The organism is Vibrio sp. ArtGut-C1, assembly GCF_002105475.1.
Lineage (GTDB): Bacteria > Pseudomonadota > Gammaproteobacteria > Enterobacterales > Vibrionaceae > Vibrio > Vibrio diabolicus.
The window spans coordinates 55,453-81,040 of the sequence record NZ_NCTH01000006.1; the positions used below are offsets into that span (position 1 = coordinate 55,453).

A 25,588-nucleotide genomic window follows, 5' to 3' on the forward strand; every position below is an offset into this window, starting at 1 on the left:
TTTTTCTTAGCAGCCATGACACAAATCGTTATAAATTTTCGCTCTGATGATGAGGGAAATGTTTTGTATATAAAATGATCACTGTAAAACCCAAACTCGTTTGATCTTGGCTTACTCTGTTTAATACAACCAGAAAGGGTATTTCTCTCTTTACTATAATTGCGACCGTTTAGAAATCTTATGCCTTAGATATCGTTTATTTATTCTTATTCGATACCTTACCGTGTTTATCCCGCTTTCGATACCCGGATGTTAAAACAAATAGATTCAATCTAATGAGCGAAAGTGAAACGTAAATAACGTGGCGTTTTCTCGAATATTACGATGTGCACTATCATTGAATTAATGAAAATGAAATGGAGTAATGTAAAGCGTTGCATCTGTGGCTGCTCGCTTTGAGCTTCGATTCAAAGAGTAAGGTTGAAAGAATTTGTAAGTGGCGAATTTTAAGAAAGGATAGTAATGAGATACACAGTAAGGAACGCAGTCAGAGAGGAAGCAACTCAAATCGCCAAGATACATGTTGATTCGTGGCAGGTAGCATACAAAGGGTTAATGCCACAGAGCTACATCGATCAGTTTACGATTGAGCGCCGAGAAAGGATGTGGACGCGAGTCATGACTGAGCAACTGGCCCAATTGATCGTGGTTGAGAGACAAGGGGAAATCGTCGGCTTTTTAAGTTACGAACTACCTAACCACACCTGTGAAGATAAAACGGCGTGGGTAACATGTTGCTATGTCTCTCCTTTGCATTATGGGCAAGGGGCAGGGAGTGCATTGTTAGATGAACTAGAAACGCGTCTACTCTCTACGCCCGTTATGCAGATAAGCTTGAAAGCACTGGATACCAATAAACAGGGGCTTAACTTTTACAAGAAGTGTGGTTTTGTGCGTACTGGAGAGGAAGAGGCGGAAATCATTGACCGTATGACGCTGACGGATCTCACTTTAGTGAAGTACATTGCCCGTTCGTAAATCAATTGTTATATGCCACATATAGTAAAACCCCGGAGGTGGTAAGACTCCGGGGTTTTGAAATTTTTTAGATGTCTCGGTTGGTAAGTCCGATTATCTTGAATGCAAAAGGTTTGGATTTAATCCGATTAATTCCTTGGTAGGGAATTAGATACGGATGAAGTCCATGTGTTCAACTTTTGGCTTGAACGCGTGACGTTGAACGTCTTGTGGCTTAACTTTAACTTCTTTGCCATCGATAACTAGAACTAGGCCTTCGTAGAATTCAGGCTTGTCCATTTGGTTTACGATGTCGTCGTGGTTAAGAACGATAGCTACTGCTGCTTCTTCACCGCCGTATACAACTGCAGGGAATTTGCCAGCGTGACGTAGGCGGCGGCTCGCACCTTTACCTAGTTCAGTACGTACTACTGCTTCGAATTTCATAGTATTTACTCTCAAATTAGTAAAAATCAAATGTTCACAATCAACAATGCGACCTTGTTGTTCGTGGTAAAGCTTGAAACAGGAACTGTTCAAGCGAGCGCGGATACTATCATTCCACTTATAAATGGGCAACCCAAATCGTACCCAAATCAACAAAAAGGTATGATTTATCTGGGTGTAAGGCTATCCCTTTTAACGCTTTGCTTGGATTTTGTTCACATCGGCTTCATTTTCATCGGTTTACTAATCATGGTCCGAAGAACAAAGTTTATGCGTTATATGCTTTATGTTCGGCTGAGGTGTAAGACTAAAGATGCTTTTAAGCCACCTAAAGCGCTCGCTTCCAGTGTTAATTGACCTCGGTAACTGTGTGCCATTTCACTGACTATATTTAGACCAAGACCTGACCCAGGGGTTGCTTCATCCAATCTAACGCCTCTCTTGATTACTTGACTCAGTTTCTCTTTAGGGATGCCTGGCCCATCATCTTCAATGATGATGTGTATATTGTCTTTATCCTGAGAGGAGTGCACACGAATCATGTTGTTGGCCCACTTATAGGCATTTTCAAGCAAGTTACCCAGCATTTCGTCGAGATCGGTCTGCTCTACCGCTACATTCAGCTCTGAATCAAGTTCATTAATTAAGGAGATATCTCGGCTCGCATACACTTTATCAAACGCCATTGAGATAGCATCCACACGCTCTGCTGGGTTCGATTTCACTGATAAAATATTCATAGACCCCGCCATGCGGGCACGGCCCAGATGGTAATCGATATGATCTTGTATTTGATTGATCGGAGTACGCAGACGGGATTGCGTATTAGGTTCTAACGTCTGTACTTCATTTTTTAGGACAGAAAGGGGGGTTTTTAGCGCGTGTGAAAGATTGCCTGCATGATTCCTAGCTCGTTCTAACAATTCCTGATAATGGAAAAGCAGAGCGTTGAGGTCGAAGATAAGAGGAGAAATCTCTTTCGGATAGGTTTCTTCTAGACTCTTTTTGTTACCAGACTTCAGCTCGGCCAACTCTTTTTGTAACTTTGTAAGCGGACTCAATGACCATGCAATTTGCAGCAAAATGACGGCAAGAACCCCTGCGAATAATAAGCCTAAAATAAGCCAGAGTTGCCCGATTAGCGTTTGCAGGGTGCTTTTGATAGGCTCTTCGTCAATACCAATAATGATATGGATAGGCCCATCGTAATCTGGTAAGTACAGAGCTTTTTCTATGGTAATCAGCCTTTCGCCTCTCGCGCCGTAAGCATCGTTATCCAGACCTTTGTATTCGATTTTTTTGTCCCACAAAGAACGAGAACGCTCGAGACTCGTCTCAGTAGAGGCACTCCAATATAAACCACTGTAAGGTCGGTTAAATCGAGGATCTGAGAGCAGAGCAGCGAGTGAGAGGTGCCCAGTCTCATCGACTTCTAACTGAGCGGCGATTTCATCCATAAAAATGCTCAGCTGTGAGCGAGTGTCGTCAACCATATAGTTGTACACTTGGGTCGGTATCGTCACACCAGCTGCGAGGATCATTGCCGTCAACCAAACGATCGCCGCTAAAACGAGGCGACTTTTGATACTCAGTCGTTTTATTGCGTTCAACGGTAGCCTGTTCTTATTCGGCATTTAATTGGTATCCCAACCCTCGGACAGTTTTTATGATCTTTGGCGCGATTTTTTTGCGAATTCGGCCGATAAAAACTTCGATTGTGTTGGAGTCACGATCAAAGTCTTGTTTGTAAATGTGCTCGACGAGTTCGGTGCGAGAAATTACTTTTTCTGGGTTATGCATAAAGTAAGCGACCACTTTATACTCCAGCGCCGTTAAGCTTACTGCTTGCCCTTGCCACATGACTTTAGAAGTGCGCGTATCCAAGCTCAAGTCGCCAATTTGCATCACAGGAGAGGCGTTACCTGATGCTCTTCGCAGTTGTGCGCGAATACGAGCGATAAGCTCAACCATTTCAAACGGCTTAGTGAGGTAATCGTCTGCACCTGCGTTTAGACCTTCAACTCTCTGCGTTAGGGTATCGCGAGCACTCAGGATAACGACAGGGGTATTGATGTTTTCATCACGAATGCCTTTTAGCACGGTGAGGCCATCCAATTTCGGCAGTCCTAGATCAAGAACAATAGCGTCCCATTCTTCCGATGTCGCGCGATACAGAGCGTCTATGCCATCTTGAGATAATTCTGGTACCCAGCCGGTACTTTCTAATGTTTCGATGATTTGCTCGCCTAAACGAGGGTCATCTTCAACGACAAGTATTTTCATATTGGTGATTCTTATTATGTTTGGAGTGTTATCGACGTAAGCTACGCATTGAGTCGGGATTACGCATTAGACCAGTTTAGTTGTTTTGTGGCTTTAACGCTTTGTTAAAGCTGCGACCTTTGATCTCAAGCATTTCCAGCGTGGCGGCGTCATACTCAACTTTCAGGACGCTATTGTTGTACAGAATTTTCAATTCATACACCCAAGCATCATCATCTTCTTCAAGCTCGACCTTGATGATACGGCCGTATAGGTCGTTTTCTACTGCGGCGTAAAGTTCCGAAAATGGTCGTATATATCCTTGTTGAACCGCGCGATAGACCTCATCTTGATCTTCATCGAATTCGATGCGTGTTCCAGGCTTTTCGACATCTTGCACGATGGCGTGACCATTTTGTGATGCATAGTAGTCGTCATGCTTGGCGAAACTTGGTGCACACATCAATGTCGTGATAAGGCCGAAAAGTAACGCAGAATGTTGAGAAGTCGTTGCTTTATACATAGTCAAACCTTTTCTAGAACGTTAGCCGCAGTATATCGGATATAGATGAACAGAGAGTGAATCATCGAGTTCAGTTTTACTAAATGTTGCAGAGGTTATTTCAACTCGTCTTCAAAAATTTTGTCTCGCAATTTCCAAAAGCGACCGGATTTCCTTGCAATAACAAACTGAGGCAAACGGAAACGATGTTGATTGGCAACAACACGTGTCGGTGAAGCCTCTTCAAAAGGGCGATGCTTGTCTGCCAAGTGAGGGCGCACAAATTGGTCTTTAAACGTTTGTTTTTGTTTTTTGGTACTCAATGACCAAAACTCATGAACTAACGCATTGCCTTCGCCTTGGTATGGTTCGCCAGAATATGTCACCTTGAGTTGAGATTTACCATCACTGGACTTGAATACTGACAGGTCCATTTCTGTGCATTCAAATATCAATGCATCTTTCAGATTAAGGGCTTCTTTTAATTTTTTATCTGGATCAACAAGCGTTGCGTCACACTCATGACAAATGCGCGCAGCAATATCGTTGTCGGCACCACATTCACCACAGTATTTGGCACGAAAACGGTAGCCACAGTGTTCACGCTCGCCTGTGTCTTCATCTTCAAAGTAACCCTGGCAACGTCTGCCAAAGTGTTCAACCAAGAAGCCGTTACTATCCAACTTACCCCAGAAGTTGTTATTGAATCCGCAAGCCGGGCAGGGAATCGTGATAATTTCACTGTCAGAGTCTGGTTTGGGATCACCGACTTCAGGTTGGTATAAATCGTAGCTGTTGCCTGCATAATCAAGCACTAAACATTCTGATTTTCCGTCTGATAAGCGTAATCCTCGCCCTACAATCTGCTGGTATAAACTGACTGACTCTGTTGGTCGCAAAATCGCGATTAAATCGACATGCGGCGCATCAAACCCGGTAGTCAGTACCGAAACATTGACCAAATATTTTATTTGACGATTCTTGAACGCTTGGATGATCGCATCGCGCTCCGGCGTAGGTGTATCACCAATGACGATTTCAGTTTCGCCTTCAGGCAGTAAACTGTGGATCTCTTGTGCGTGTCGGACAGTCGCGGCGAAGATCATGACACCTTGACGTTCTCTCGCATATTGCATGATTTGCTCAACAATTTGCGGAGTGGCGCGTTTGGCTTTATCGATCACCATGTCCATTTCTGCTTCTTTGTAGCGTCCGGTGTTTGCGGGTTTCAGTTGCGAGAAGTCGTAAGACAAAACGGGCGCGTCCATCATGCGGGCTGGAGTGAGGAAGTTTTCGTCGAGCAAGTAACGGATCGGCAGTTCGAAAATACAATCGCGGAAGAATCGAGGCTCTTCGGTGCGTACTTGACCTCGGGTGTGATACTGATAAATCCAGCCCATTCCTAAACGATAGGGCGTTGCAGTTAGTCCCAGCACCTTAATGCCTGGGTTCAGTTCTCGTAAGTGAGTAATAACTTTTTGGTAGCTGCTGTTTTTGTCATCCGGCACACGATGGCACTCATCAATAACGAGCAGAGAAAACTGGTTTTTGAACGAATCTAAGTTACGCACCACCGATTGAACCGAAGCAAACACGACTTGCTGGTCAGTTTCTTTTCGCCCCAATCCTGCTGAGAAGATGGAACCTTTTAAACCATAACCTTCATACTTCGCGTGGTTTTGCTCGACTAGCTCTTTAACGTGAGCGAGGACTAACACTCTCCCTTTCGCAAGGCGAGCAAGCTCTGCGATCACCAAGCTTTTTCCGGCACCAGTAGGCAGTACGATCACTGCTGGTGTCGAGTGTTTACGAAAGTAGTGAATGACGGCTTTAACCGAGTCGGCTTGATAAGGGCGAAGTGTGTACATGAAAATATGTGAAATTGCTCAACTATTCGAACGAGGAACGCTATAATACCTGACTTTTATACCCAAGTGACCTTTAAACCGAGATTTGGAGGTTACTTGGGTATAATTCAATGAGGTATTCATGCGTTTAGATAAATATTTGTGTGACGCTCTGGGTGCAACACGCAAACAGGCAACAAAGATCATCAAAAGTGGTGACATCACCGTTGACGGTGAGGTTCAAAAAAGTGGTGCATTTAAAGTACCTGAAGGTGCGGAAGTGATGTGGGAAGGCCGTGTTATTGGTGCTCCTGGTCCTCGTTACATTATGTTGTACAAGCCTGCTGACTTTGTTTGTTCACATGAAGATGGCTACAACCAAACTGCATTCGCATTGCTCGATGAGCCTAAAATTGAAAACCTTCACTTTGCAGGCCGATTAGACGTAGACACAACCGGTTTGGTGTTGATTACGGATGATGGTAAGTGGTCTCACCGTATTACCTCACCTAAGCATAAGTGTGAGAAAACGTACCGTGTTTGGCTTGTCGATGCGATTCAGCCTGATTACGCGGAAAAGCTCGAACAAGGCATCATTTTGCGCAATGAATCAGAAGCAACATTACCTGCTCGTTTGGAGATCGTGAACGAGGCAGAGAATGAAGTATTGTTAACTATTGTGGAAGGTAAGTATCACCAAGTGAAACGCATGTTTGCGGCGTTAGGAAATAAAGTTGAGTACTTACATCGTGAGCGTATTGGTTCGATTGAACTCGATGAGGCTCTAGAACCTGGTGATTATCGCTACCTCACGCAGGAAGAAATTGATTCTATTTGGAATTAATTATCGGCATGGGAAATTCTTTAGTTCCCAATTGGAACTAGTTTTTTGGTAGGAATTGGCTCAAAATTAATTTTCCTACCAAAATTAGTGCCTAGACAATTCCGGTGTGCTTACTCATCTGAGTGATATGCCTTTGCATTTAGCTGAGCCATGCATACTCTTATTGCAAAGCCTTCGGCTGTGGTGAGTAAATGGTGGAATCAATTCCATTGCATTGTGTCTATTTCTCATAAACACACTTCGCTTTCACACGCTTTTCTATGTCGAGTTCGTCAAGGTCACACCTTGGTACATATTTGCCCTTATGATTCTCGAACGTTGATAGAACAGACCTTTGGCTTCTAGATTCAACGATATGAGAACCGTCCGTTACGTTCACTTTGCTCTGAAAGTATTGACGAAAGGGCTCCAACAAGAGGTAAAAGAATGACAGAAAAAGCGCAAAGCGCTCCGCAATCCCAAATCAGTTTTCTATTGTTTCTTGTATTAGGAGCGATTGGTGCTTTGACGCCTTTGGCGATCGACATGTATTTGCCTGCAATGCCAACCATCGCGAAAGATTTGGGTGTTGCGCCTGGTGCGGTTCAGATTACGTTGACGGCATATACGGCAGGTTTTGCGATTGGCCAGTTAATTCACGGGCCGCTTGCCGATAGTTTTGGCCGCAGACCTGTACTGATTTTGGGTGTGCTTTTCTTTGGATTAGCGGCGGTAGTGAGTGCGACCACAAACGGCATTGATGCATTGACTTATGTGCGAACAGCGCAAGGTTTTGCTGGCGCGGCAGCGGCGGTCATTATCCAAGCCGTCGTGCGTGACATGTTTGACCGTGAAGACTTTGCCCGTGCAATGTCTTTCGTTACCTTAGTGATCACCATGGCACCCTTGGTTGCGCCTATGATAGGTGGTCACCTAGCGATCTGGTTTGGTTGGCGTTCGATCTTTTGGGTGTTAGCCATTTTCGCTGTGGTGGTAATTCTACTGGTACTTTGGAAAATCCCAGAGACGTTGAAACCAGAAAATCGTCAGCCGCTTCGTTTTCGCACTACGATGAGAAACTACGCCAGATTATGCTCCAACCCTGAAGCGATAGGTTTGATGCTTTCTGGAGCGTTTTCATTTTCCGGAATGTTTGCATTCCTGACTGCGGGCTCGTTTGTTTATATTGATTTATATGGTGTTCGACCAGACCACTTTGGTTATTTATTTGGTTTGAACATTGTTGCGATGATCATCATGACCAGTATTAATGGTCGCTTGGTGAAGAAAGTTGGCTCTCATGCCATGCTTCGTTTTGGGTTGTTCGTGCAACTTTTGGCGGGGATTGGTTTATTCGTAAGTTGGTTAATGGACTTCGGATTATGGGGTATCGTACCTTTTGTTGTGCTGTTTATCGGTACATTGTCGACGATAGGTAGTAACGCGATGGCGCTGCTTTTAAGTGGCTACCCATCAATGGCGGGTACAGCATCGTCTCTGGCGGGGACGTTAAGATTCGGTATCGGCTCATTGGTTGGCGCGCTGGTGGCATCACTACCAGGTAATGTGGCGTGGCCGATGATCATTGTGATGTTTGCTTGTTCTGTGCTTTCAGCACTGTTTTATTGGACTTTAGGAAGAAAGGCGTAATGTCGAATTACACCAAAGAAATTCAAAACTTAGTTAACTCAGCACTTGAAGAGTTAGATCAAGAGCATCGCTCAGGTAAGTTAGCCAATGCACCTGTTGCGAATAACCATTATTTAGTGCGCTGGGTTACCAAAGCACTTAAATCTCAGCGTTTCGGTCGAGCCGTAGGCGATGATTTAACACGTTGGCAAAAAGCGGGTCGTTCAAAGGGTAATGACGCTGGTTTGTTGTTTATCTTCAAGCGTATTTCCGCTTTTTACGCTCAGTTTTTTCCTGAAGATGAAGATTCAAAAGTGATCAAAGACTCTGACGTCGAAGCATTTTTAGATGTGATGGAGCAAGCGGGTTGGGAAGTATCAACGTCTGAGCAACTTGTTGGTTGTGGCAAAATCCAAATCTTCACGGAAGGTCAAAACTCTTTGGCGCTATGTGCAGATCAATGCGAAAGCTGCTTCGACGGCGAGCTGCTCGTCAAACCAATGAGTTGGTTTGTACGTGGCAACCATGCTGAGTTTGTTGAGAAAGCAGCGCAAGCGGGCTTTATGGTGCATAAAGTGACGGACTACAAATCGATGGTGAAATACCACGGCGAGTACCTTATCTTTCCTGCAAACGAAGGTAACCAATTGGCTGAGATTCCGTTGAGCTTCCAAGCTTAATAAACTTCTCACAGCAGTAGAATTGAAATACGAAAGTATCAGGCGTTTGAAACGTCTGATACTTTTTTTGTTACGTCACTCTGTATTTAAAAGCGATATTTCCAATAGACGCCGCCATATAAACCTTCATAGCTTTGCAAAACGTCGCCCATCGTTTCGGTTTCGTTATTAAACAAGTAATCCTCTTCTGAGTAGTCTTCATAACGGAGGTTAAGCTGCACGTTTTGGTTTTCAGATACTTCATAGTCAGCGATGACTTCAAATCGGTACGAGTTCGCCTCGTTATCAGGATATTGGTAGCCACCAGATGTGGTTGAAGATTTCCCATCAGTTTGGCTGTAGCTGTAATCAAACGAGATAGAAAGTTTGTCGTCTAGTAGCTGCTCTTTACTCACACCAAAGCCAATGGTAGTGATGTCATCTTTGAGTTTGGTGGTGTAGCGATTCCAACCGACAACGTCAGAGTTTGCTTGTTGTTGCTCGGAGCGGATGACCTGTTGATTGTAAAAAACATGCCCGTTTAGTCCGTCGAGTAAAGTGAAGTTGACGCTGATATCGTAGCCGTAATCTTCTCCTTCGCTTAAACCTATATCGGGTTTAACATAGTCGTCGTTTCCGTACCAAAGCTCAGCAAGTAACTGGACATCGTTTGTTACGTCATAGCCGCCGTCGCCACGGAGCTCAATCCTCTCTTTATCGGCTAAATAGTATTGGCGCAAATTAGGCGAGTCGCTGCTGTCGTCCTGCCAATCAGAGCCATCGCGAAAAGAGTAGGAGACTTTACCGCCTAATTGCCACGGTCTACTTGGTCGGTACTGGGCTCCAACAAAAACGCGTTGTTCATCGGTACGTTTCCTATCAGCATAACTTCGCTCATCTTGTCTAAAATGGTAACCCGTATTCACTTTTACATCAGAAGTAACACGATGCTTGAGTGTTGCTTCCAGTTTGGTTTTGGTGTGGTCGTATTTTTCTCTCGTCGATCCGATGATGGTGTTTCTATCGGAGTTATCGTCTTTGTCTGAATAGTCCGCAGAAATGGCGAAAGCAGTGTCTCGCGAAAGTTTGTTGTGGTAATCCGCGCTCATTTGCCAAGTGTTAGTTTCGCCATGGAATGTATTGGAGTTAACGGGGGACTGCGGGAATGGATTTAACCCGCCTTCAGAAGACGTCTGTGACCAAAGTAAGCGGCCACTGAACGTTTGTTGATTCAACCGATAATTCCCCGTGACAGCAAACTGGTGAAAGTCGTTGTCAGGCTCATACGCGAGGTGGTTAGCGTAAGGATTGGTAGTGCTGCCGTAATAAAGTGCGGACTTGTCATTTCTAAAAAACGAGCCGCGATACGCAATATCCACCAGCCACAAATCTTCCATGTAGCTTACTCCTACTTGAGTATTTAAGGTTTCATGTTCGACGGCTTTGGGTATGAATCCCGGCGCGTTGGCGTAACCCGGAATAGTCGATGAATAAAGCGAAGTTGTGCCTTCTTTACGTTCGTGCTTCATGGATGCATATGGCTTCCATGGCGTATGTGGTGTGTACTTGAGTTCTAACTTAAACGTCTCTCGCGTCACTGAGTTTTCATATTTCGATAGGTCACCACTGACGAATGCATCCTCTCTTGGATGATACGCACTGAGTGAGGACTGATTCCAGAAATACGGCTTTTCACTATAACTGCCGAGGACACGTAATCCGTCGTACTGCCCCATTTCCCACTGCAGTAAGAAGCGTTGCAAACCAAGATCTTCGACGACGATTCGATTGTAGAACCCATCGTCTTCATATTGTTCGATATCGGCGTTTAGGCTCGCGTTAAAGTGTTTATTGTCAGAGTTTGTACCGTAAACGGGTGGATTCCAATTATAGAATCGCGAGGAACCATCGTTGTTAAGGTAACCGACGCCAGCGCTGACTTCTCCACTCCACGTGCCGTCGCTGCTGCATCCACTGCACTGCCAGCGGCTAGTGTCGGCTGGTTGAGAACGTTGTAACGAATAATCGTTGGCGTGTGCTTGCACAGCAAAAGCAAGGGAAATAGCGATGCACAGTTGAGATAGTTTCATGCCTCCCTCCTAATAACTTAATGTTTGACCACGTGGGTGGTTAGAGCCATGCACTTGATTGTGGCAGTTCAAACAACTTCCGCCGCGCACTCTCAAGTCGTTTTCAGGAATGGCTACGTTTGCATGTGGCACACGGTGACATTCCTGACATAGCATTGGCAGCCGTTTATTGAGCAGGGCTTTGTTCACTGAACCATGAGGTGTGTGGCAGGATGTACAATCTTCAGTTACAGGCTCATGCTCCCATAAGAATGGGCCGCGTTTTTCTGCATGACACTCGTAACAAGCGTTATTGACGGTTGACCAGTTCAGGCTTGCTTCATTTAATGCCTGATGTGGATTGTGGCAGCTAGAACAAGTCATGACGCCGTCAATGATAGGATGACGACTGCGTTTGTGGATATCCGATTTGGTGCGGGAGTGGCAATCGGTGCATTTGTCTGCTTGCATTTCGGCAACCATCATCGGATCGTTTTTTTGATGCAGTTGGTGACAGCTTGCACAAGACAGCCCTTCAAAAGCGTGCTCACTGCTATGCCAAGTCGAGCGTTTCGCATCTTGGTGGCAAGATAAACACACGCTGTTTTGCTTTTCGGCCGGAACAGGGGAGTTTGGCCCAAAGGTGATCATCGGCTCACGAACTTGTCCTTTTCGCGGATTGCGCGCGTGATTGTTTGCTGGGCCATGGCATGCTTCACATTGTTTATCATTCATTGGCCCATGCAAATTCGCTGACTTGCCGTGGATGTTGTCGAAAATACCGGTTGCAGGTTTGTCTGAGGTATCGTCATGGCAACGAAGGCAGCCATCTGCTCCACGGCGTGAGTATTTCCCCTCAGAAAATTTGGTGTCCAATATAGTTTCAATTTCTTCTTGAGTTAACGTCGCCGCTTTGGGTTCTGGCTCGGCGACATCTTCCGAACTGACGGTGAAGATGACGCCTAACCCAAGTATCCCAGCTACCAACCACCGCAGAAACATTGCTTTCATAGCTCTTCCTTTTCTTGTCCTTAATTGTCAAAGCATTGTGTTCAATGACGAATTCAACGGTAGTCGTATACCTTGTGAACCTTATCTACCCCTTGTGACTGACCAATGGCATGGCAAGTTGCACATTGCTCGGAGCCCATGGCTTGTGCTGCTGTGTCTGCTCCAAATACGGCGCCGTGATTCAGCATATGGTTCAGAGTCGCATCTCCTGCCACACTATTCGGGTCAGCATTAGCTAAAGATGACTCTAGGTGACACGCGCCACAGGCGACTAATGCAGGACTAAAGTACTTACCACTCGCCAGAGAAGGGCGCGTATTTTGTTGGCTAGGTAAGTTGTATTGAGCATTGGTATGGCAGGCCTCACAGTTGTTGACTGCGCCAGGGAAAGGCGCTTCACCGCTATGAGCGGAGCCAAAGGCGTGGAATGAGTGTACGTGGTACTTTAGATCAGCCGCCATCCCAGGATAAAACGCAGAACGTTCAGAGTTATGGCAATTTTTACATTGTTGGAAGTCGGTGGCGGTATGTGGATGCTCACCAAGCTTATGGATAGTCAGCTCTTTGTGACAATCGTTACACGATGAAATGTCCGCGCCCACTGGCAGTTTGTGTTGCTTGTTGATACCAGACACATCAAACGAGCCGGATGCGTTATTGGCGGCAATGACGAAAGGCGATTTGATAAGATCGATGCCTTCAAACGTGACGCATTCGGCGAGCTCGCCATCTCTACGGTTGGCGCAAAGTGGCATGTCGGCGATGTTAACCGTCAACGTAGAGTTGGAGATTGGCTTAATCGCAGCGTCAGTGAAGTCTTTATGACACAAGAATAGGCCTTCTCCTTGAGCCTCACAGCCGTCACCAAGTGCGCCATCATCGGCGACGTTGAGACTGTTGTTTGCGACCATCGGGCCTTGGCCGTTATCCCAGTTCAGCAACAAATTGAGGTGGCCATGTTCATTGATGAAAGGTGTCAGTTCGTCGATGGATCCAATACCTGTGCCCGCTTTCGACACTCTTAGTTCAACCTCAAACTGGTCATCAATAAATCGCGCGCTTTCAACGTTGATTTCAAGCGAATCACGTGCCTTTGCAAGATTCTCTAAACGCATTACGTGAACAGTTTTAGCACTTCGGCTCGCGTCTTGGCCGATGATTGGATCGCCATTGTCATCTCGGTCATAAGGTCGGTGACAGCCCGAGCAGGAGTTTTGTGGCTCGCCGTTTCTTACCCAAGCCGTACCGACTTGGTTATCATGCGCGCCTCTGTCTCGGTACAAGTGACAGGTCTCACAGGCAACTTGACTTGGGTGTTCAAACCAATTGTTGGCGTCTGATGCTTTCGCGACATCGGTTGAATGGCAGGTTGTACAGTTGCGGGCATCTTGCGGGAAAGGGTTGCCTTCAATGACTAAACCATTGATGTCGGTAACGAGCACGTCATTCTCGTCGACAGGCTGTTTGTAAGTCTCGGTGTTATTTCTGTCGCTACCTAATTTGAAAACATTACCGTGGTATTGATGAACAATGGCAGCGAGAGGGCGTCTGGCTGGCGCAGCGCCAGGGTTACTGTCATTGTGGCAAGCGGTACAAACGGCAATGTTGTTATCAATTGAGCGATAGCCCGGTCCATGATGAAGCGGTTCGCCCATATGACAGTTTTCACAGGTGCCTGTTTCAATCACATTGCGGGAGACAGCCGTATCTGAACTTTCTTGCGGCACCCATTCAAACACGTAGGTAAAACCGTTGCCTTGCTCGCCATACGCCATGACGATTCGGTGGAGTTTATTCGCATCCCAAGCGATAAAACCATTGTTGCTAGAAGAGTCGGCAGTATAAGGATCGGACACTTTCAAAACGTCAGGAATGGCAAACGTGTAGCGATATCCCTCGTCTGTTTTTACTAATGTTCCATCCCAAACACTCTCCATGCTGGCACGGTTATTTGCGGTATTACTTGAGTGATGGAAACTCTTCCAATAAGTGTTGCCATGGCGCCCATTGAAGGCAAAGGCTGGATCGCTCGAGTTTTGTGTATCGACACGAGAGGGCATTGCTTTAAGAAGTGCGATGCGAAAATCTTTCGTTTCGTCTAGCTCATGAGGTCTGTCACTGCCGTCTTTAACGGTAAAATCGACCACCAGTTTGGTTTCTCCGGTTTCTTGAGTGACCAATGATGGCTTGGAAACACTGATCTCGAAATCACCAAGTGCAGGTGGTGGTGTATTCTGATCGTTTTTGCTGTCTGGACCACATCCGGTGAGCAGTAAAATAAAAAATATTAATGTAGCGATCGACTTTAAACCGTTCATAGTCCCTCTCGATTCGTCCTAAAGTAAGTGGGAATGCATGGGAATGGTTGAATATTTCAATAAACGATTGATTGAAATATTAATTTTATATTCAAGACAAAAGAAAAATATCCATATTTACATCGCTTGAATAAATCGAAATACATGGCTTGTAAGAGTATAGACGCAATATGAAATATTATTAAAATAAACCGCTATTTTTATGTGTGAATTTTGGGGTTGAATTTATTATCATTTTAAATCAATTGTTTGGGTTGGGTTTTCTGCTATTTAAGAGGTCGGCGCAGAAAAAGTAAGGGTATTGAACTACGCTACTTTAAATAGTTGACGGCTTAATATTTTTATCTTGGATATCGTTGGTTTTAAGTCGCGTTTATAAATTGATTTTCTTATCGTTTATTCGCTGTCTGGTTTTGATTAATAAAGATAATTACTACGGAGTCAGTCTAATATGCACCAACTAATTAAATTCTCTCTAAAATTTTCCTCGGTGTTAGTCATTAGCTCAGTTTTGGCTTCCCACAGTTTAGCGTCACCAAGTGAGCTAATTTCACAATACGAATGTGAAGCCTGTCATGGGCCAGACGGTGTTAGTTCCGACACGAATATTCCTACCATCGCAGGGATTCCCGAGTTCAACTTTTTTGACCAGATGTTGCGTTACCTTGAAGGTAGGCCTGCAAATTCTGTTAGTCACGCTTACGGAGACACGAGCAAAAAAGGCGACATGGTGTCGATAGTTAAATCTTTATCTGAGGCGCAGATTGAAGAGTTAGCAAAGCATTATGCTGGACTTGAGTTTGTGCCAGCTAAACAGTCTTTTGATCAAGCGTTAGCGATAAAAGGTAAGGCTATCCACGCGAAAAGCTGCGAGAACTGTCATTCGGATGGTGGCAGTAACGCTCTGGATGAAGCTTCGATTTTAGCTGGTCAGCAGAAGGGCTATCTCGCCACTACGTTGCAACAGTTTAAGCAAGGCAAACGCTCCGTTGATAAAAAAATGGATGAGGCGTTCAAAGGGCTTAGTGCCGATGATTTAAGCGCGCTCGTAGAATACTATGCGAGTTATCGCTAGCGCTGCTTTGGGATGAACACCAATGAGTTTATGGCGTAAACCAAACAGAAAATGGATGCTCGGCATACCAATTGGTGGCTTATTGGCGTTTATCCTTGGTGGGGCGGCCCTCAGTGTTTTTCACTTTGGTATGGATTACACCAATCGCAACGAGTTTTGTTACAGTTGCCATATTGGGATGGATACGATAGTTGAGGAGTACCAAGCATCTCCACACTTCAAAAATGCTCAGGGTGTGGTTGCCGCTACGTGCAGTGATTGCCATGTCCCTAGGGAGTTTTTTGCTAAAATCGCATTGAAAATCGGCGCTACAGCCGACATCTATCACAAACTGACTGGTGACATTACACTTGAGAATTTCGAGGCGGAGCATCGTCCGAGGTTGGCTGCTGAAGTCACACAGCAGTTTATCGAGAATAAATCAAAACAGTGTCGATATTGCCATTCTGTTGACAAGATGGATTTCGAAGCGCAAGGACGAACCGTTGCGCGTCGACATCAGATGATGGAAAGTCGAGAGCAATCGTGCATTGATTGCCATGCGGGGATTGCTCATCACCTGCCTATTTCTCTATATTCTCCAGAGACTGTTCCTCCTGAGGAGTAATACTGATACTTTCGGCTTCTTTCGCGATGGCTTTGACCATGCCTTTGAATATGAATAGATGGGCTGGCATCATGGCAAACCAGTAAAGTAGCCCGAGAAATCCCTGTGGGTGCCACCAAGCGGTGATATCCAGTTCTCGTTCATCACCATGGTCTTTGATGGTAATCTCTAAACGTCCAAGCCCTGGGCCTTTCATCCCAAAAAACAGTGAGAGGAACTGATCTTCCTCGCAGCGAATCACTTTCCAAGAGTCAATATAATCGCCGACTTTGAGCTCCGGCCCCGGAGGAGAAACGCGAATCGGTTTCCCGCCACCAAAAAAGATGTCGAGCCATTCGCGTGTGCGCCACAAAATGTTGGCAAAGTAATAGCCTTTTTCACGACTCCCGATTTTTTGAGCCACTTTCCATAATGCCGCAGCGGAGGCTTGAGTTTTTATGCTCGCACCGGCTTGTTTAGGGTAGTAGCCATACCCCGGTTGCCATCGACGAAGTGCCGCTGGCTCAAAGCCCCAAACATTACTGCGCACAAACGTGCCTTCATCTTGAATGGTATCGGATACCGCTTGCTCGTAGCTGATCAGCGTTTGCGGAAATCGTGCTTCAATCGCTTTGGAATCGGCAATGTAGTCATGCTCTAACCCCGCGAGTAATGCTTTGCCGATGTTTGCTGGTACAGAGGTGACCAAGCCGAGCCAGTACGATGCCATTTTTGGGGTAAGCAACGGTGTCGACCACAGCCGATAAGGCTTGTTGGTGATTCGGCAAATGACTTTAAACTGCTCGCGGTAGCTGAGTGTATCTGGCCCACCAACTTCATAAATTTGGTTTTCTTCTGGGGCTGATGCTTCGGCCAGCTGCAATAAATAGTGATTGAGGTTGGGTAGGGCAATAGGGTTGGCTTTTGAGTCGACCCATTTAGGCGCGATCAAAATAGGTAAGTTGTAGACAAAATCTCGCATGATCTCGAAAGCCGCGGAGCCGGGGCCAATGATGACGCCAGCACGCAATTCAGTTACTGGAACGCCAGACTGTCGGATAATTTTGCCCGTTGCTTTGCGAGCGGCTAAATGGCGCGAGTTTCCGGTTTGCGGTTGGATGGCACTTAAATAAATGACATGTTTGACACGGCTTTGCTCCAATGCGTATTTAAAGTTCAAAGCAAGGTTTAGTTCGTATTCAACAAAGTCATCGCCTTGTGCCATTCCGTGTACTAGGAAAAATACCAAGTCAAAATCGTTCACCACAGCGAGCGTGGCTTCTGCGTCGGCTAGGTCTAGATACCGCAACCTTAAATTAGGATGGGGCCGAGTCCTTGACTCCAAATAATCGATATGTCGCGCTGCGGCCGTGACGGCGTAACCTTTATCTAAGAGTAACGGAAGAAGTTGAGAACCAATGTAACCCGAGGCGCCTAGCACCAACACCTTTTTCATTATCTGTCCTTTTAATCGTTGGTGGAATAAACACCACAGAGTATAATCATGAGACACTTTCCCCATTCTATCAATAAGTTGTCGTTGGAGCGCTTGTGACTTTTCTCTCTCAACTCTCAATACATGCAGATAAAGCATTCTTACGTCGCTTATTCGCGATCGCGCTACCAATTACACTGCAAAGCATGATGTTTTCTAGCCGAAGCCTCGTCGATGTGCTTATGCTCGGCCAACTTGGTGAAGCTGAAATAGCCGCTGTTGGGGTAGCGGCGCGCGCGACGTTTGTTACTACCATCATGTTAGTTGGGGTGACGACGGGTGGTGCGTTACTGACCGCACAATATTGGGGGGCAGGCGATAAAGTCGGGGTACGTCGCAGTACGGCTTTAACATGGATGATAGCCATGGTGTTTGCCGCCATTGCCGTTGCTTTGTTTGTTATTTTCCCACAGCCAGTCATGAAACTGACTACAGACTCACAAGAAGTGATTGAGTTAGGGGCCAGCTATCTAATTATTTCATCCGTTAGCATGTTTGCTGTTGCGTGTGTCGCTAGTATGTCGGTGGGCTTGAGAGCGATGCACCAACCGGGGCTGAGCACATTTTTTAGTGGTATAGGCATTCTGTCTAATGTTTTCCTCAACTGGGTGTTAATTTTTGGTCACTTAGGTTTTCCTGCTTTAGGGATTACAGGGGCAGCCATTGCAACGGTTATCAGTGGCGCTATCGAAGTCGGTTGTCTATTTGGCTATTTATGGCTGAAGAAACACATAATTGCATTTGGTTGGGATGATATACGCGCAGGTTTGGTTGTAGACAAAATAACGCGTTTCTTGAGCCTTTCCTTACCGACCACGTTTAACTTTTTGGCATGGGCTGGTGGATTGTTCGCTTACCATGCCATCATGGGGCAAGCGGGTGTGCAAGGTTTGGCAGCGTTGTCGGTGATGACGCCCGTTGAGTCAATCGCATTGGCGATGATGATTGGCCTATCGAATGCAGCTGCGGTTTTAGTGGGTAACCAACTCGGCGCGAAAAACTTTGAACCTGTGTATTACCAAGCTTGGGCTACGGTCATTTTGAATGTGTTTATCGCATTTGTGGTCGCTGTTGTATTGATCGTGTCCAATCAATGGATCCTTAATGCGTTTAGTGCACTGACAGCGGATACTCGCCAGTTAGCTGAACAGTTTATGGTGATTCTTGCTTTAGGTGTCGTATTACGCTCGGTACCGATGATGGTCATTGTTGGGGTATTACGTGCGGGTGGTGACGTTAAGTTTTGTTTGTATCAAGACATTCTTGCGCAGTGGGTGATCGGGATTCCACTCGCGGCATTTGCTGCGATTCAGCTCGGTTGGGACCCACAATGGGTTTACTTACTCTTTTTGACCGAGGAAGTTGTGAAGTGGACGATTTGTCTGCCAAGAATGGTGAGCCGAAAATGGATGAAAAACCTTATCGGTCAATAAAGGTAAACAGAGCTTTCTGCAGCTGCAAAAATCTGCTCAATACGTCAACAAAATTAGGAACAGAAAGTGAATCGAGTTGCATTTGTACTCTCATAGTGTGATCAAGCATTCAAAATACTTTCTACTAACAGGATTTTAGTGTAGATTCTGATCCCAATTTTTAAATACCATCCGAGCGGCATAATCAATGTTAAAACTGTCAGACCTATGTAAAGGCTATGTAGATGGGGGAGAATTTCACCCTGTATTACAAGGGGCAGAATTAACATTACAGCAAGGTGACCAAGTCGCTCTGATGGGAGAAAGTGGTTCGGGTAAAAGTACTTTGCTGAACTTAATTGCCGGACTGGATACTGCAGACTCTGGTGAAGTTCAGTTTCCAAATTTTGCCATGCATGATGCGCCAGAGCATTTGAGAACCCTTTATCGCCGCAACAATATTGGTAATATCTTCCAACAGTTCAACCTGCTTCCTACGCTCAATATTGCCGACAATATTCGTTTTTGTCGTCAGTTAAAAGGTTTGCCAGAAGATAAAGAGTTGTGGCGTCAAATTCTTTCTGCTCTGGATTTAATGCCTCTGCTAGGCCGTTACCCGGAAGAAGCATCTGGTGGTCAGCAACAACGTGCTGCTATTGCTCGCGCACTCTATATGGAACCTAAAATCCTACTCGCTGATGAGCCAACTGGTAGCCTAGACGAGCGAAACGCAGAAGCGGTAATGCGCTTATTGACGAGTCTCGCTCGCCAACTGGAGTGTACTTTGCTGTTAGTGACGCACAGTGAAAAAGTGGCGGCCCATATGGAAGGTAAGATTCGACTTCAAGGAGGGCAACTGCATGTTATGGCCCGTAGTTAAGGCACTACTCGGTCATTACCGTCGTTACCCACTACAAATTATTCTTGTCTGGCTAGGGTTAACCTTAGGCGTGTCCCTTCTTGTTGGTGTTACTTCTATCAACCAGCATGCAAAACAAAGTTATGCGACAGGAGAAAAGCTTTTCTCCAATCCTTTGCCATACCGAATCCGAACTAAACACTCTGCCAATAAAATCCCTCAAGGTTTCTATATCCAGTTGCGTCGAGCTGGGTTTAACCAATGTGCGCCGTTTGACGTGCTGCATCTAGATGCTAAAACCGATATGAGCTTGATGCTGGTGGGGATTGATCCTGTCGCGATGATTCCATTGCAGCAAGGCAAATCTTTGGGTGAGATGCCCGTTCTATCATTAATGAAACCTCCTTATCCCATTCTAGTCAGTCAAGATTTGGCCGCTTACATGAGTTGGCAGGATGGGGACTTTATTGAGATGAATGACGGAAGTCGTCTCGGACCGATTCAAGTCGATAAAAACAAAATGCTCTCTGGGACTCGGCTGGTTACCGACATCTCATTACTGCGTATTATGCTCAAGCGGAGCTCAGGTTTGTCTGCGATTTCTTGTGGTGAAATGCCAGAGGAAAAGCTAATAGCACTGAAAAATATGCTACCTAATGGCATGACGCTCGTTAGGAATACGCGCACGGAGCTTGAGTCGTTAACTAATGCATTCCACATGAACCTCACCGCGATGGGGATGCTGTCATTTTTGGTCGGGTTGTTTATTTTTTATCAAGCGATGTCTTTGTCATTTATTCAGCGACAACGTTTGGTGGGTATTTTGAGACAGACGGGGGTCAACGGAACGCAGTTGGCTCAAGCATTGTTGTTAGAGTTGTCGTTGCTCGTCTTTATTGCGTGGGCGTGTGGTAACTTTTTTGGTTTGATCTTGGCAAATGAACTGATCCCTGCAGTCTCATCGAGCCTGAGCGATTTGTACGATGCCAACGTAGGCTTAACAATAGGATGGTCTTGGCAGTCCAGCTTATATAGTCTGATCATGGCAGCGATGGGCGCATTAATATCGTGTTTGTGGCCATTGATTCGTTTGTTGAAGTCACAGCCAATTCGTCTATCTTCTCGACTGTCATTAATGCGATTTGCAGGGCGTGAGTTCTCTTGGCAGGCTCTTGCTGCGTGTGCGTTTTGTGTCGCGGCAATCGCAGTGTATCAAGCACCGAAAACACAAGAAACTGGCTTTGCCATTATTGCGCTGATGTTGGTTAGTGTGGCCTTGTTCATGCCATTTATTATGTGGCATATGTTCCAGAGCTTTTCTTACACCATGCGTTGGGTACGTGTACGTTGGTTTTTTGCCGATGCGGCTGCGAGCATGAGTTATCGCGGTGTGGCAACAATGGCGTTTATGTTGGCACTGGCGGCAAATATCGGCGTAGAAACGATGGTAGGCAGCTTTAGGGATACAACCGATAAATGGCTCAGCCAGCGATTAGCAGCGGATATTTATATCTATCCGACAAATAACTCAGCAGCTCGGATGAGTGCGTGGCTGCAAAACCAACCAGAAGTCAACTCGGTTTGGTGGCGTTGGGAAAAAGATATGCCAACCGAACATGGTGCTTTGCAAGTGGTGAGTACAGGCTCTTCTGAAGGTGAGCTAGATGCACTGACGGTAAAACTAGGTGTCCCGAATTACTGGTATCAACTGCACGCGACCAAGAGCTTGATGGTGAGTGAATCGATGGCCTTAAAACTGGATATTCGCCCAGGAGACTTCATTAACTTGCAAGAACCACTAGGTGGAGACTGGCAAGTCGTTGGTGTTTATTACGATTATGGAAACCCGTATAACCAGGTGATGATGTCGCACCGGAATTGGCTGTATGCATTTGCAGGGACGGGCAATGTTGGCCTTGGTGTGGTGTTAAAAGATAGCGTTAATGGGGAGGGGCTGAAAAATCGCTTAGAAAATGTATTCCGCCTCCCGCAAGACCGTGTGTTTGATAATGGTAATATTTATAGTCAGGCAATGAGGGTATTTGATCATACCTTCGCTATTGCAGGAACCTTGGGCAACATCACGCTGATTATTGCTGTGTTTGGCTTATTCTTCGCGACATTGGCGGGCGAGCTGTCGCGGCAGCGGCACTTCTCTTTGCTGAGATGTATGGGTGTATCCGGAAAGGAACTTGTCGCATTGGGTGGTTTGCAGTTGTTTGTCTTCGGGGCCATTTCCGCGATTATTGCGGTGCCACTTGGTCTGGCACTTGCACACTTGATCGTTGATATTATCATTAAGCAATCATTCGGCTGGTCTCTGGAGCTTCAAACGATCCCTTGGGAATACGCTCAAACTATTGCTTGGGCGATGCTTGCCATCATGATTGCTGGCGCATTGCCAGTTATTAGAATGATTAAGAGTACGCCAATGAAGTCATTAAGGGACGCGTTGTAATGAAAAAAGTGGGCTCTAAAAAACGCTTGTTAGTTTCAACGATCATTGTTATTACGTTTGCCTTTTTGACCGGGGCTGTTTTTTACTCAACTTTTTGGTTGGAAGCGACAGCGACACAAGAAAGCGAGCTTAATTCTATTCTAACGCGTGAAAATCAAACGATTTTCGAACCTGTATTACCTGACGAGCATGTCTCTTTACCGTCAGACTTTCGCTTTCATCCTGAGTACCAACATGAATGGTGGCACTACTTTGCGAAACTGAAAGATGAACAAGGGAAAATATACAATGTTCAATGGAGTTACTTCAGGGTCGCGACGGACGAGAGAGAAACCAGCGGATGGCAAAACCCTCAACTGTACATTTCACATGTTGTCGTTAGCCATGGTTCGCACGTCTGGAAAGAGCAACGTGTAGCGAGAGGCGGGATAGGCCAAGCTGGCATGACTAATCGTCCTTTCAGGTTATGGATTGATAATTGGACGTGGCGTTCACTTGGTGCAACGCCTTTCCCTGGTAACTTGAATGTGACTACCGATACGTTTGGTTTAGATCTCAATACTATGACAAATGGCCCCTTTGTCGTGAATGGAGACAAAGGTTTTCAGGTTAAACATGCGTTGCAATCTGTTGCCTCTTTCAGTTTTAGTGCGCCATTTTTAAAGGTGAAAGGGAGTTTGAACATTAATGGCAAACGCTTCTCTGTTGCTGGCTCTGCTTGGGCTCAGAAAGAGTGGGGCAGTGGCTTAATTGGTGAAGGGCAACAGGGTTGGGATTGGTTTGTATTCAATTTAGATGATGGTCGAGCACTGACTGTCAGCCGCTATCGCCACCATGGACAAACACCGCACGTGTTTGGCACCTTGTCCACACGCTCAGGTAAAGTCATCAATCTCTCAGATGATGATATCAGTATTAAACCAATGCAAGTGACCAGTTTATCAAATGGAAGAAGGCTGCCTTTGCAGTGGATTATTAATATTCCAAAGCATCAAATTAACTTGACCACTCGTATTATCAAATCAGATATGTGGCTTCCTTTTGTTATACCGTATTGGGAAGGTCCTACCTTAGCTTCTGGCTCCAACGAGGCTTGGGGCTTTATGCAGCTCACCGGTTATTAAATTCTGATAAAAACCACCCCAATGGGTGGTTTTTTAGTGGATGAAACTTCCTGAATTTTTCTCAAAAGTATGGGGTTATCATGACAGTACATGCCATGTTATGCTGATTTTCTCATAATCTTGATAAACATTTGGCGCGATAACCACAAGTACGCGCTGTGATCAAAATTGAGTGTTATGTTGGAAAATACGATGTATAGTAAACTTCATATCGGAAAAATCGAAGTTTATACTCTGAAGAAGCGATTATTCTAAAGTTTTCGACCGCTATACACTCTTATCATTCTTTGTTAATCGTTTATTAAGATAATAAATATAAGGACGAAACCATGAACGATGTCATTCGTGACTTTTTCAAAATGGAATCAGCTGGTGGTATTCTTCTCGTGATTGCCGCGGCAATTGCGATGACCATTGCTAACTCACCGCTGGGCGAAACTTATCAATCTGTACTGCATACTTATGTATTTGGTATGTCAGTTTCTCACTGGATTAATGACGGCCTAATGGCTGTTTTCTTCTTACTCATTGGCCTTGAAGTTAAGCGAGAGCTACTTGAAGGTGCGTTAAAATCAAAAGAAACCGCAATTTTCCCTGCGATTGCAGCGGTTGGCGGTATGTTAGCTCCTGCTCTTATTTACGTAGCCTTTAATGCCAACGATCCTGAGGCGATTTCTGGTTGGGCAATTCCAGCGGCGACAGATATCGCTTTTGCTTTAGGTATCATGGCGTTATTAGGTAAGCGTGTACCAGTAAGCCTAAAAGTGTTCTTGCTAGCGCTTGCTATCATCGATGATTTGGGTGTGGTTGTTATTATCGCGCTATTTTACACCGGTGACCTGTCGACCATGGCGTTGCTTGTTGGCTTCATCATGACTGGTGTCCTATTCATGTTGAATGCGAAGGAAGTAACAAAACTTACGCCATACATGATCGTCGGTGCGATCTTATGGTTCGCGGTGCTTAAATCTGGTGTTCACGCAACATTGGCAGGTGTAGTGATTGGTTTTGCTATCCCACTAAAGGGAAAGCAGGGCGAACATTCTCCACTTAAACATATGGAGCACGCGCTTCACCCATACGTGGCATTTGGTATTCTGCCTCTATTCGCATTTGCCAATGCGGGGATTTCGTTAGAAGGCGTATCGATGTCAGGTCTAACTTCAATGCTGCCACTCGGTATTGCTTTGGGTCTACTGGTTGGTAAGCCTCTAGGTATCTTTACCTTTAGCTGGGCAGCGGTAAAAATGGGCGTTGCTAAGTTACCTGAAGGTGTTAACTTCAAGCATATCTTTGCGGTATCTGTGTTGTGTGGTATTGGCTTTACAATGTCTATCTTCATTTCCTCTTTAGCGTTCGGAAATGTAAGTCCTGAATTTGATACCTATGCTCGACTCGGTATCTTAATGGGTTCGACGACAGCAGCATTACTTGGCTATGCCTTGCTGCACTTTTCTTTGCCTAAGAAAGCGCAAGCGTAAGATAAAAATGCGCTATTTTGTAAAGCCTCCCACTCGGGAGGCTTTTTTATACCCATAGTTCAGTACATCAGCGACTTAATAGCGACACTTTCGTATTGAGCGGATGTCTAGACCATGGAGATGAACGGAATCATCGAAAAAGGTAGGTTGGTAGATCTGCGGGCGAAAAAAAGCCCAGCCGAAAATTTGACTGGGCGGATACAAACATAGGAGTTAATAAGAAAAAAGCAGCAACGTAACAATTAGATGGAAACAAGTTTGACGGCCAGTGAAACTTAAAATGCCCTAGTTGTTACATTTATTCAGACCGAGCCTTTTCCAAACAGTTCCATTTTTTTTCAAAAAAAATTCGATTTAATTCTTTCTGCCCGCTTGTATCGTAAAGAAGTAAGAGAAGAGGCGAACAGCGTAACCAACTTAATGGCGGTTTGAAACTCGATAGCCCTCTTTTCTACAGTAGCTATAAACTTAAATTGCATTTCAAACCCGCACCTCCTGCTCCGACCGCCTACGACATTGCTAGCGTTTCAAATACGATGGTTTGCGAAACGTGGTCATTTTCTTCAGGCGAGCA

General features: G+C 45.4%; 20 protein-coding genes. 11 read left to right on the forward strand and 9 right to left on the reverse strand.

Annotated features, from left to right (window positions below; translation table 11 throughout):
• Window positions 1-462 precede the first annotated feature (462 nt).
• Complete coding sequence (locus B7360_RS07130) at window positions 463-978, forward strand: GNAT family N-acetyltransferase (RefSeq protein WP_031780335.1); 516 nt, start codon at window positions 463-465, stop codon at window positions 976-978.
• Between the two features lie 147 nt (window positions 979-1,125).
• Here the strand turns inward: B7360_RS07130 and rplY are convergent, their stop codons facing one another.
• The 5 genes from rplY to B7360_RS07160 all read right to left on the reverse strand — a co-directional run bounded on the left by rplY (window position 1,126) and on the right by B7360_RS07160 (window position 6,036).
• Entirely contained in the window at window positions 1,126-1,404 is a 279-nt protein-coding gene (rplY, locus tag B7360_RS07135; protein ID WP_005393245.1) for a 50S ribosomal protein L25, read from the reverse strand.
• A 284-nt stretch (window positions 1,405-1,688) separates the two neighbouring features.
• Window positions 1,689-3,038: an ATP-binding protein gene (locus tag B7360_RS07145; protein ID WP_085343119.1), complete on the reverse strand. Its 1,350-nt coding sequence runs from the start codon at window positions 3,036-3,038 to the stop codon at window positions 1,689-1,691.
• Window positions 3,028-3,687: a response regulator transcription factor gene (locus tag B7360_RS07150; protein ID WP_005378073.1), complete on the reverse strand. Its 660-nt coding sequence runs from the start codon at window positions 3,685-3,687 to the stop codon at window positions 3,028-3,030. Before B7360_RS07150 ends, B7360_RS07145 begins: the two co-directional genes overlap by 11 nt.
• 76 nt (window positions 3,688-3,763) lie before the next feature.
• Window positions 3,764-4,189, reverse strand: coding sequence for a PepSY domain-containing protein (locus B7360_RS07155; RefSeq protein ID WP_046874807.1), 426 nt, complete (start codon window positions 4,187-4,189; stop codon window positions 3,764-3,766).
• Window positions 4,190-4,284: 95 nt separating this feature from the next.
• On the reverse strand, window positions 4,285-6,036 hold the full coding sequence (locus B7360_RS07160; RefSeq protein ID WP_012841929.1) for a DEAD/DEAH box helicase: 1,752 nt from the start codon (window positions 6,034-6,036) through the stop codon (window positions 4,285-4,287).
• A gap of 121 nt (window positions 6,037-6,157) precedes the next feature.
• Between B7360_RS07160 and rsuA the strand changes: the two genes are divergently transcribed.
• From rsuA to B7360_RS07180, 3 genes are all read left to right on the forward strand, one after another.
• The gene (gene rsuA / locus B7360_RS07165) at window positions 6,158-6,859 is read left to right on the forward strand and encodes a 16S rRNA pseudouridine(516) synthase RsuA (protein WP_085343121.1); all 702 of its coding nucleotides are present in this window, start codon (window positions 6,158-6,160) and stop codon (window positions 6,857-6,859) included.
• 426 nt (window positions 6,860-7,285) lie between these two features.
• Window positions 7,286-8,488: a Bcr/CflA family multidrug efflux MFS transporter gene (locus tag B7360_RS07175; protein WP_005393240.1), complete on the forward strand. Its 1,203-nt coding sequence runs from the start codon at window positions 7,286-7,288 to the stop codon at window positions 8,486-8,488.
• Window positions 8,488-9,147: a DUF2913 family protein gene (locus tag B7360_RS07180; RefSeq protein ID WP_005393239.1), complete on the forward strand. Its 660-nt coding sequence runs from the start codon at window positions 8,488-8,490 to the stop codon at window positions 9,145-9,147. The genes B7360_RS07175 and B7360_RS07180 overlap by 1 nt, the downstream gene beginning before the upstream one ends.
• Window positions 9,148-9,233: 86 nt before the next feature.
• Here the strand turns inward: B7360_RS07180 and B7360_RS07185 are convergent, their stop codons facing one another.
• From B7360_RS07185 to B7360_RS07195, 3 genes are read right to left on the reverse strand one after another with little or no spacing between them, the layout of a single operon-like run.
• Entirely contained in the window at window positions 9,234-11,216 is a 1,983-nt protein-coding gene (locus tag B7360_RS07185; protein WP_085343123.1) for an MtrB/PioB family decaheme-associated outer membrane protein, read from the reverse strand.
• A 9-nt stretch (window positions 11,217-11,225) separates the two neighbouring features.
• On the reverse strand, window positions 11,226-12,206 hold the full coding sequence (locus B7360_RS07190) for a DmsE family decaheme c-type cytochrome (RefSeq protein WP_085343125.1): 981 nt from the start codon (window positions 12,204-12,206) through the stop codon (window positions 11,226-11,228).
• A 53-nt stretch (window positions 12,207-12,259) separates the two neighbouring features.
• On the reverse strand, window positions 12,260-14,524 hold the full coding sequence (locus B7360_RS07195; RefSeq protein WP_085343127.1) for an OmcA/MtrC family decaheme c-type cytochrome: 2,265 nt from the start codon (window positions 14,522-14,524) through the stop codon (window positions 12,260-12,262).
• 451 nt (window positions 14,525-14,975) lie between these two features.
• Here B7360_RS07195 and B7360_RS07200 point away from each other — a divergent pair, with 451 nt between their 5' ends.
• Window positions 14,976-15,599, forward strand: coding sequence for a c-type cytochrome (locus tag B7360_RS07200; protein ID WP_085343129.1), 624 nt, complete (start codon window positions 14,976-14,978; stop codon window positions 15,597-15,599).
• Window positions 15,600-15,621: 22 nt separating this feature from the next.
• Window positions 15,622-16,206, forward strand: coding sequence for a NapC/NirT family cytochrome c (locus B7360_RS07205; protein ID WP_085343131.1), 585 nt, complete (start codon window positions 15,622-15,624; stop codon window positions 16,204-16,206).
• Here B7360_RS07205 and B7360_RS07210 read toward each other — a convergent pair.
• A complete protein-coding gene (locus B7360_RS07210; protein ID WP_085343133.1) occupies window positions 16,163-17,641 on the reverse strand; it encodes a DUF2867 domain-containing protein in 1,479 nt (492 codons plus the stop codon). The genes B7360_RS07205 and B7360_RS07210 overlap by 44 nt on opposite strands.
• Before the next feature lie 95 nt (window positions 17,642-17,736).
• On the opposite strand from B7360_RS07210, the gene B7360_RS07215 reads away from it, so the two are divergent.
• The 5 genes from B7360_RS07215 (at window position 17,737) to nhaA (ending at window position 25,014) form a co-directional block, all read left to right on the forward strand.
• Complete coding sequence (locus B7360_RS07215) at window positions 17,737-19,113, forward strand: MATE family efflux transporter (protein WP_085343134.1); 1,377 nt, start codon at window positions 17,737-17,739, stop codon at window positions 19,111-19,113.
• A gap of 187 nt (window positions 19,114-19,300) precedes the next feature.
• A complete protein-coding gene (locus tag B7360_RS07220) occupies window positions 19,301-19,972 on the forward strand; it encodes an ABC transporter ATP-binding protein (protein ID WP_005393230.1) in 672 nt (223 codons plus the stop codon).
• Window positions 19,953-22,409 carry an ABC transporter permease gene (locus B7360_RS07225; RefSeq protein WP_085343136.1) on the forward strand — a complete coding sequence of 819 codons (2,457 nt, stop codon included), beginning with the start codon at window positions 19,953-19,955 and terminating at the stop codon, window positions 22,407-22,409. The genes B7360_RS07220 and B7360_RS07225 overlap by 20 nt, the downstream gene beginning before the upstream one ends.
• Entirely contained in the window at window positions 22,409-23,533 is a 1,125-nt protein-coding gene (locus B7360_RS07230; protein WP_005393228.1) for a lipocalin-like domain-containing protein, read from the forward strand. The genes B7360_RS07225 and B7360_RS07230 overlap by 1 nt, the downstream gene beginning before the upstream one ends.
• Before the next feature lie 329 nt (window positions 23,534-23,862).
• Window positions 23,863-25,014, forward strand: coding sequence for a Na+/H+ antiporter NhaA (gene nhaA / locus B7360_RS07235; protein WP_006742626.1), 1,152 nt, complete (start codon window positions 23,863-23,865; stop codon window positions 25,012-25,014).
• The last annotated feature ends 574 nt before the right edge of the window (window positions 25,015-25,588 follow it).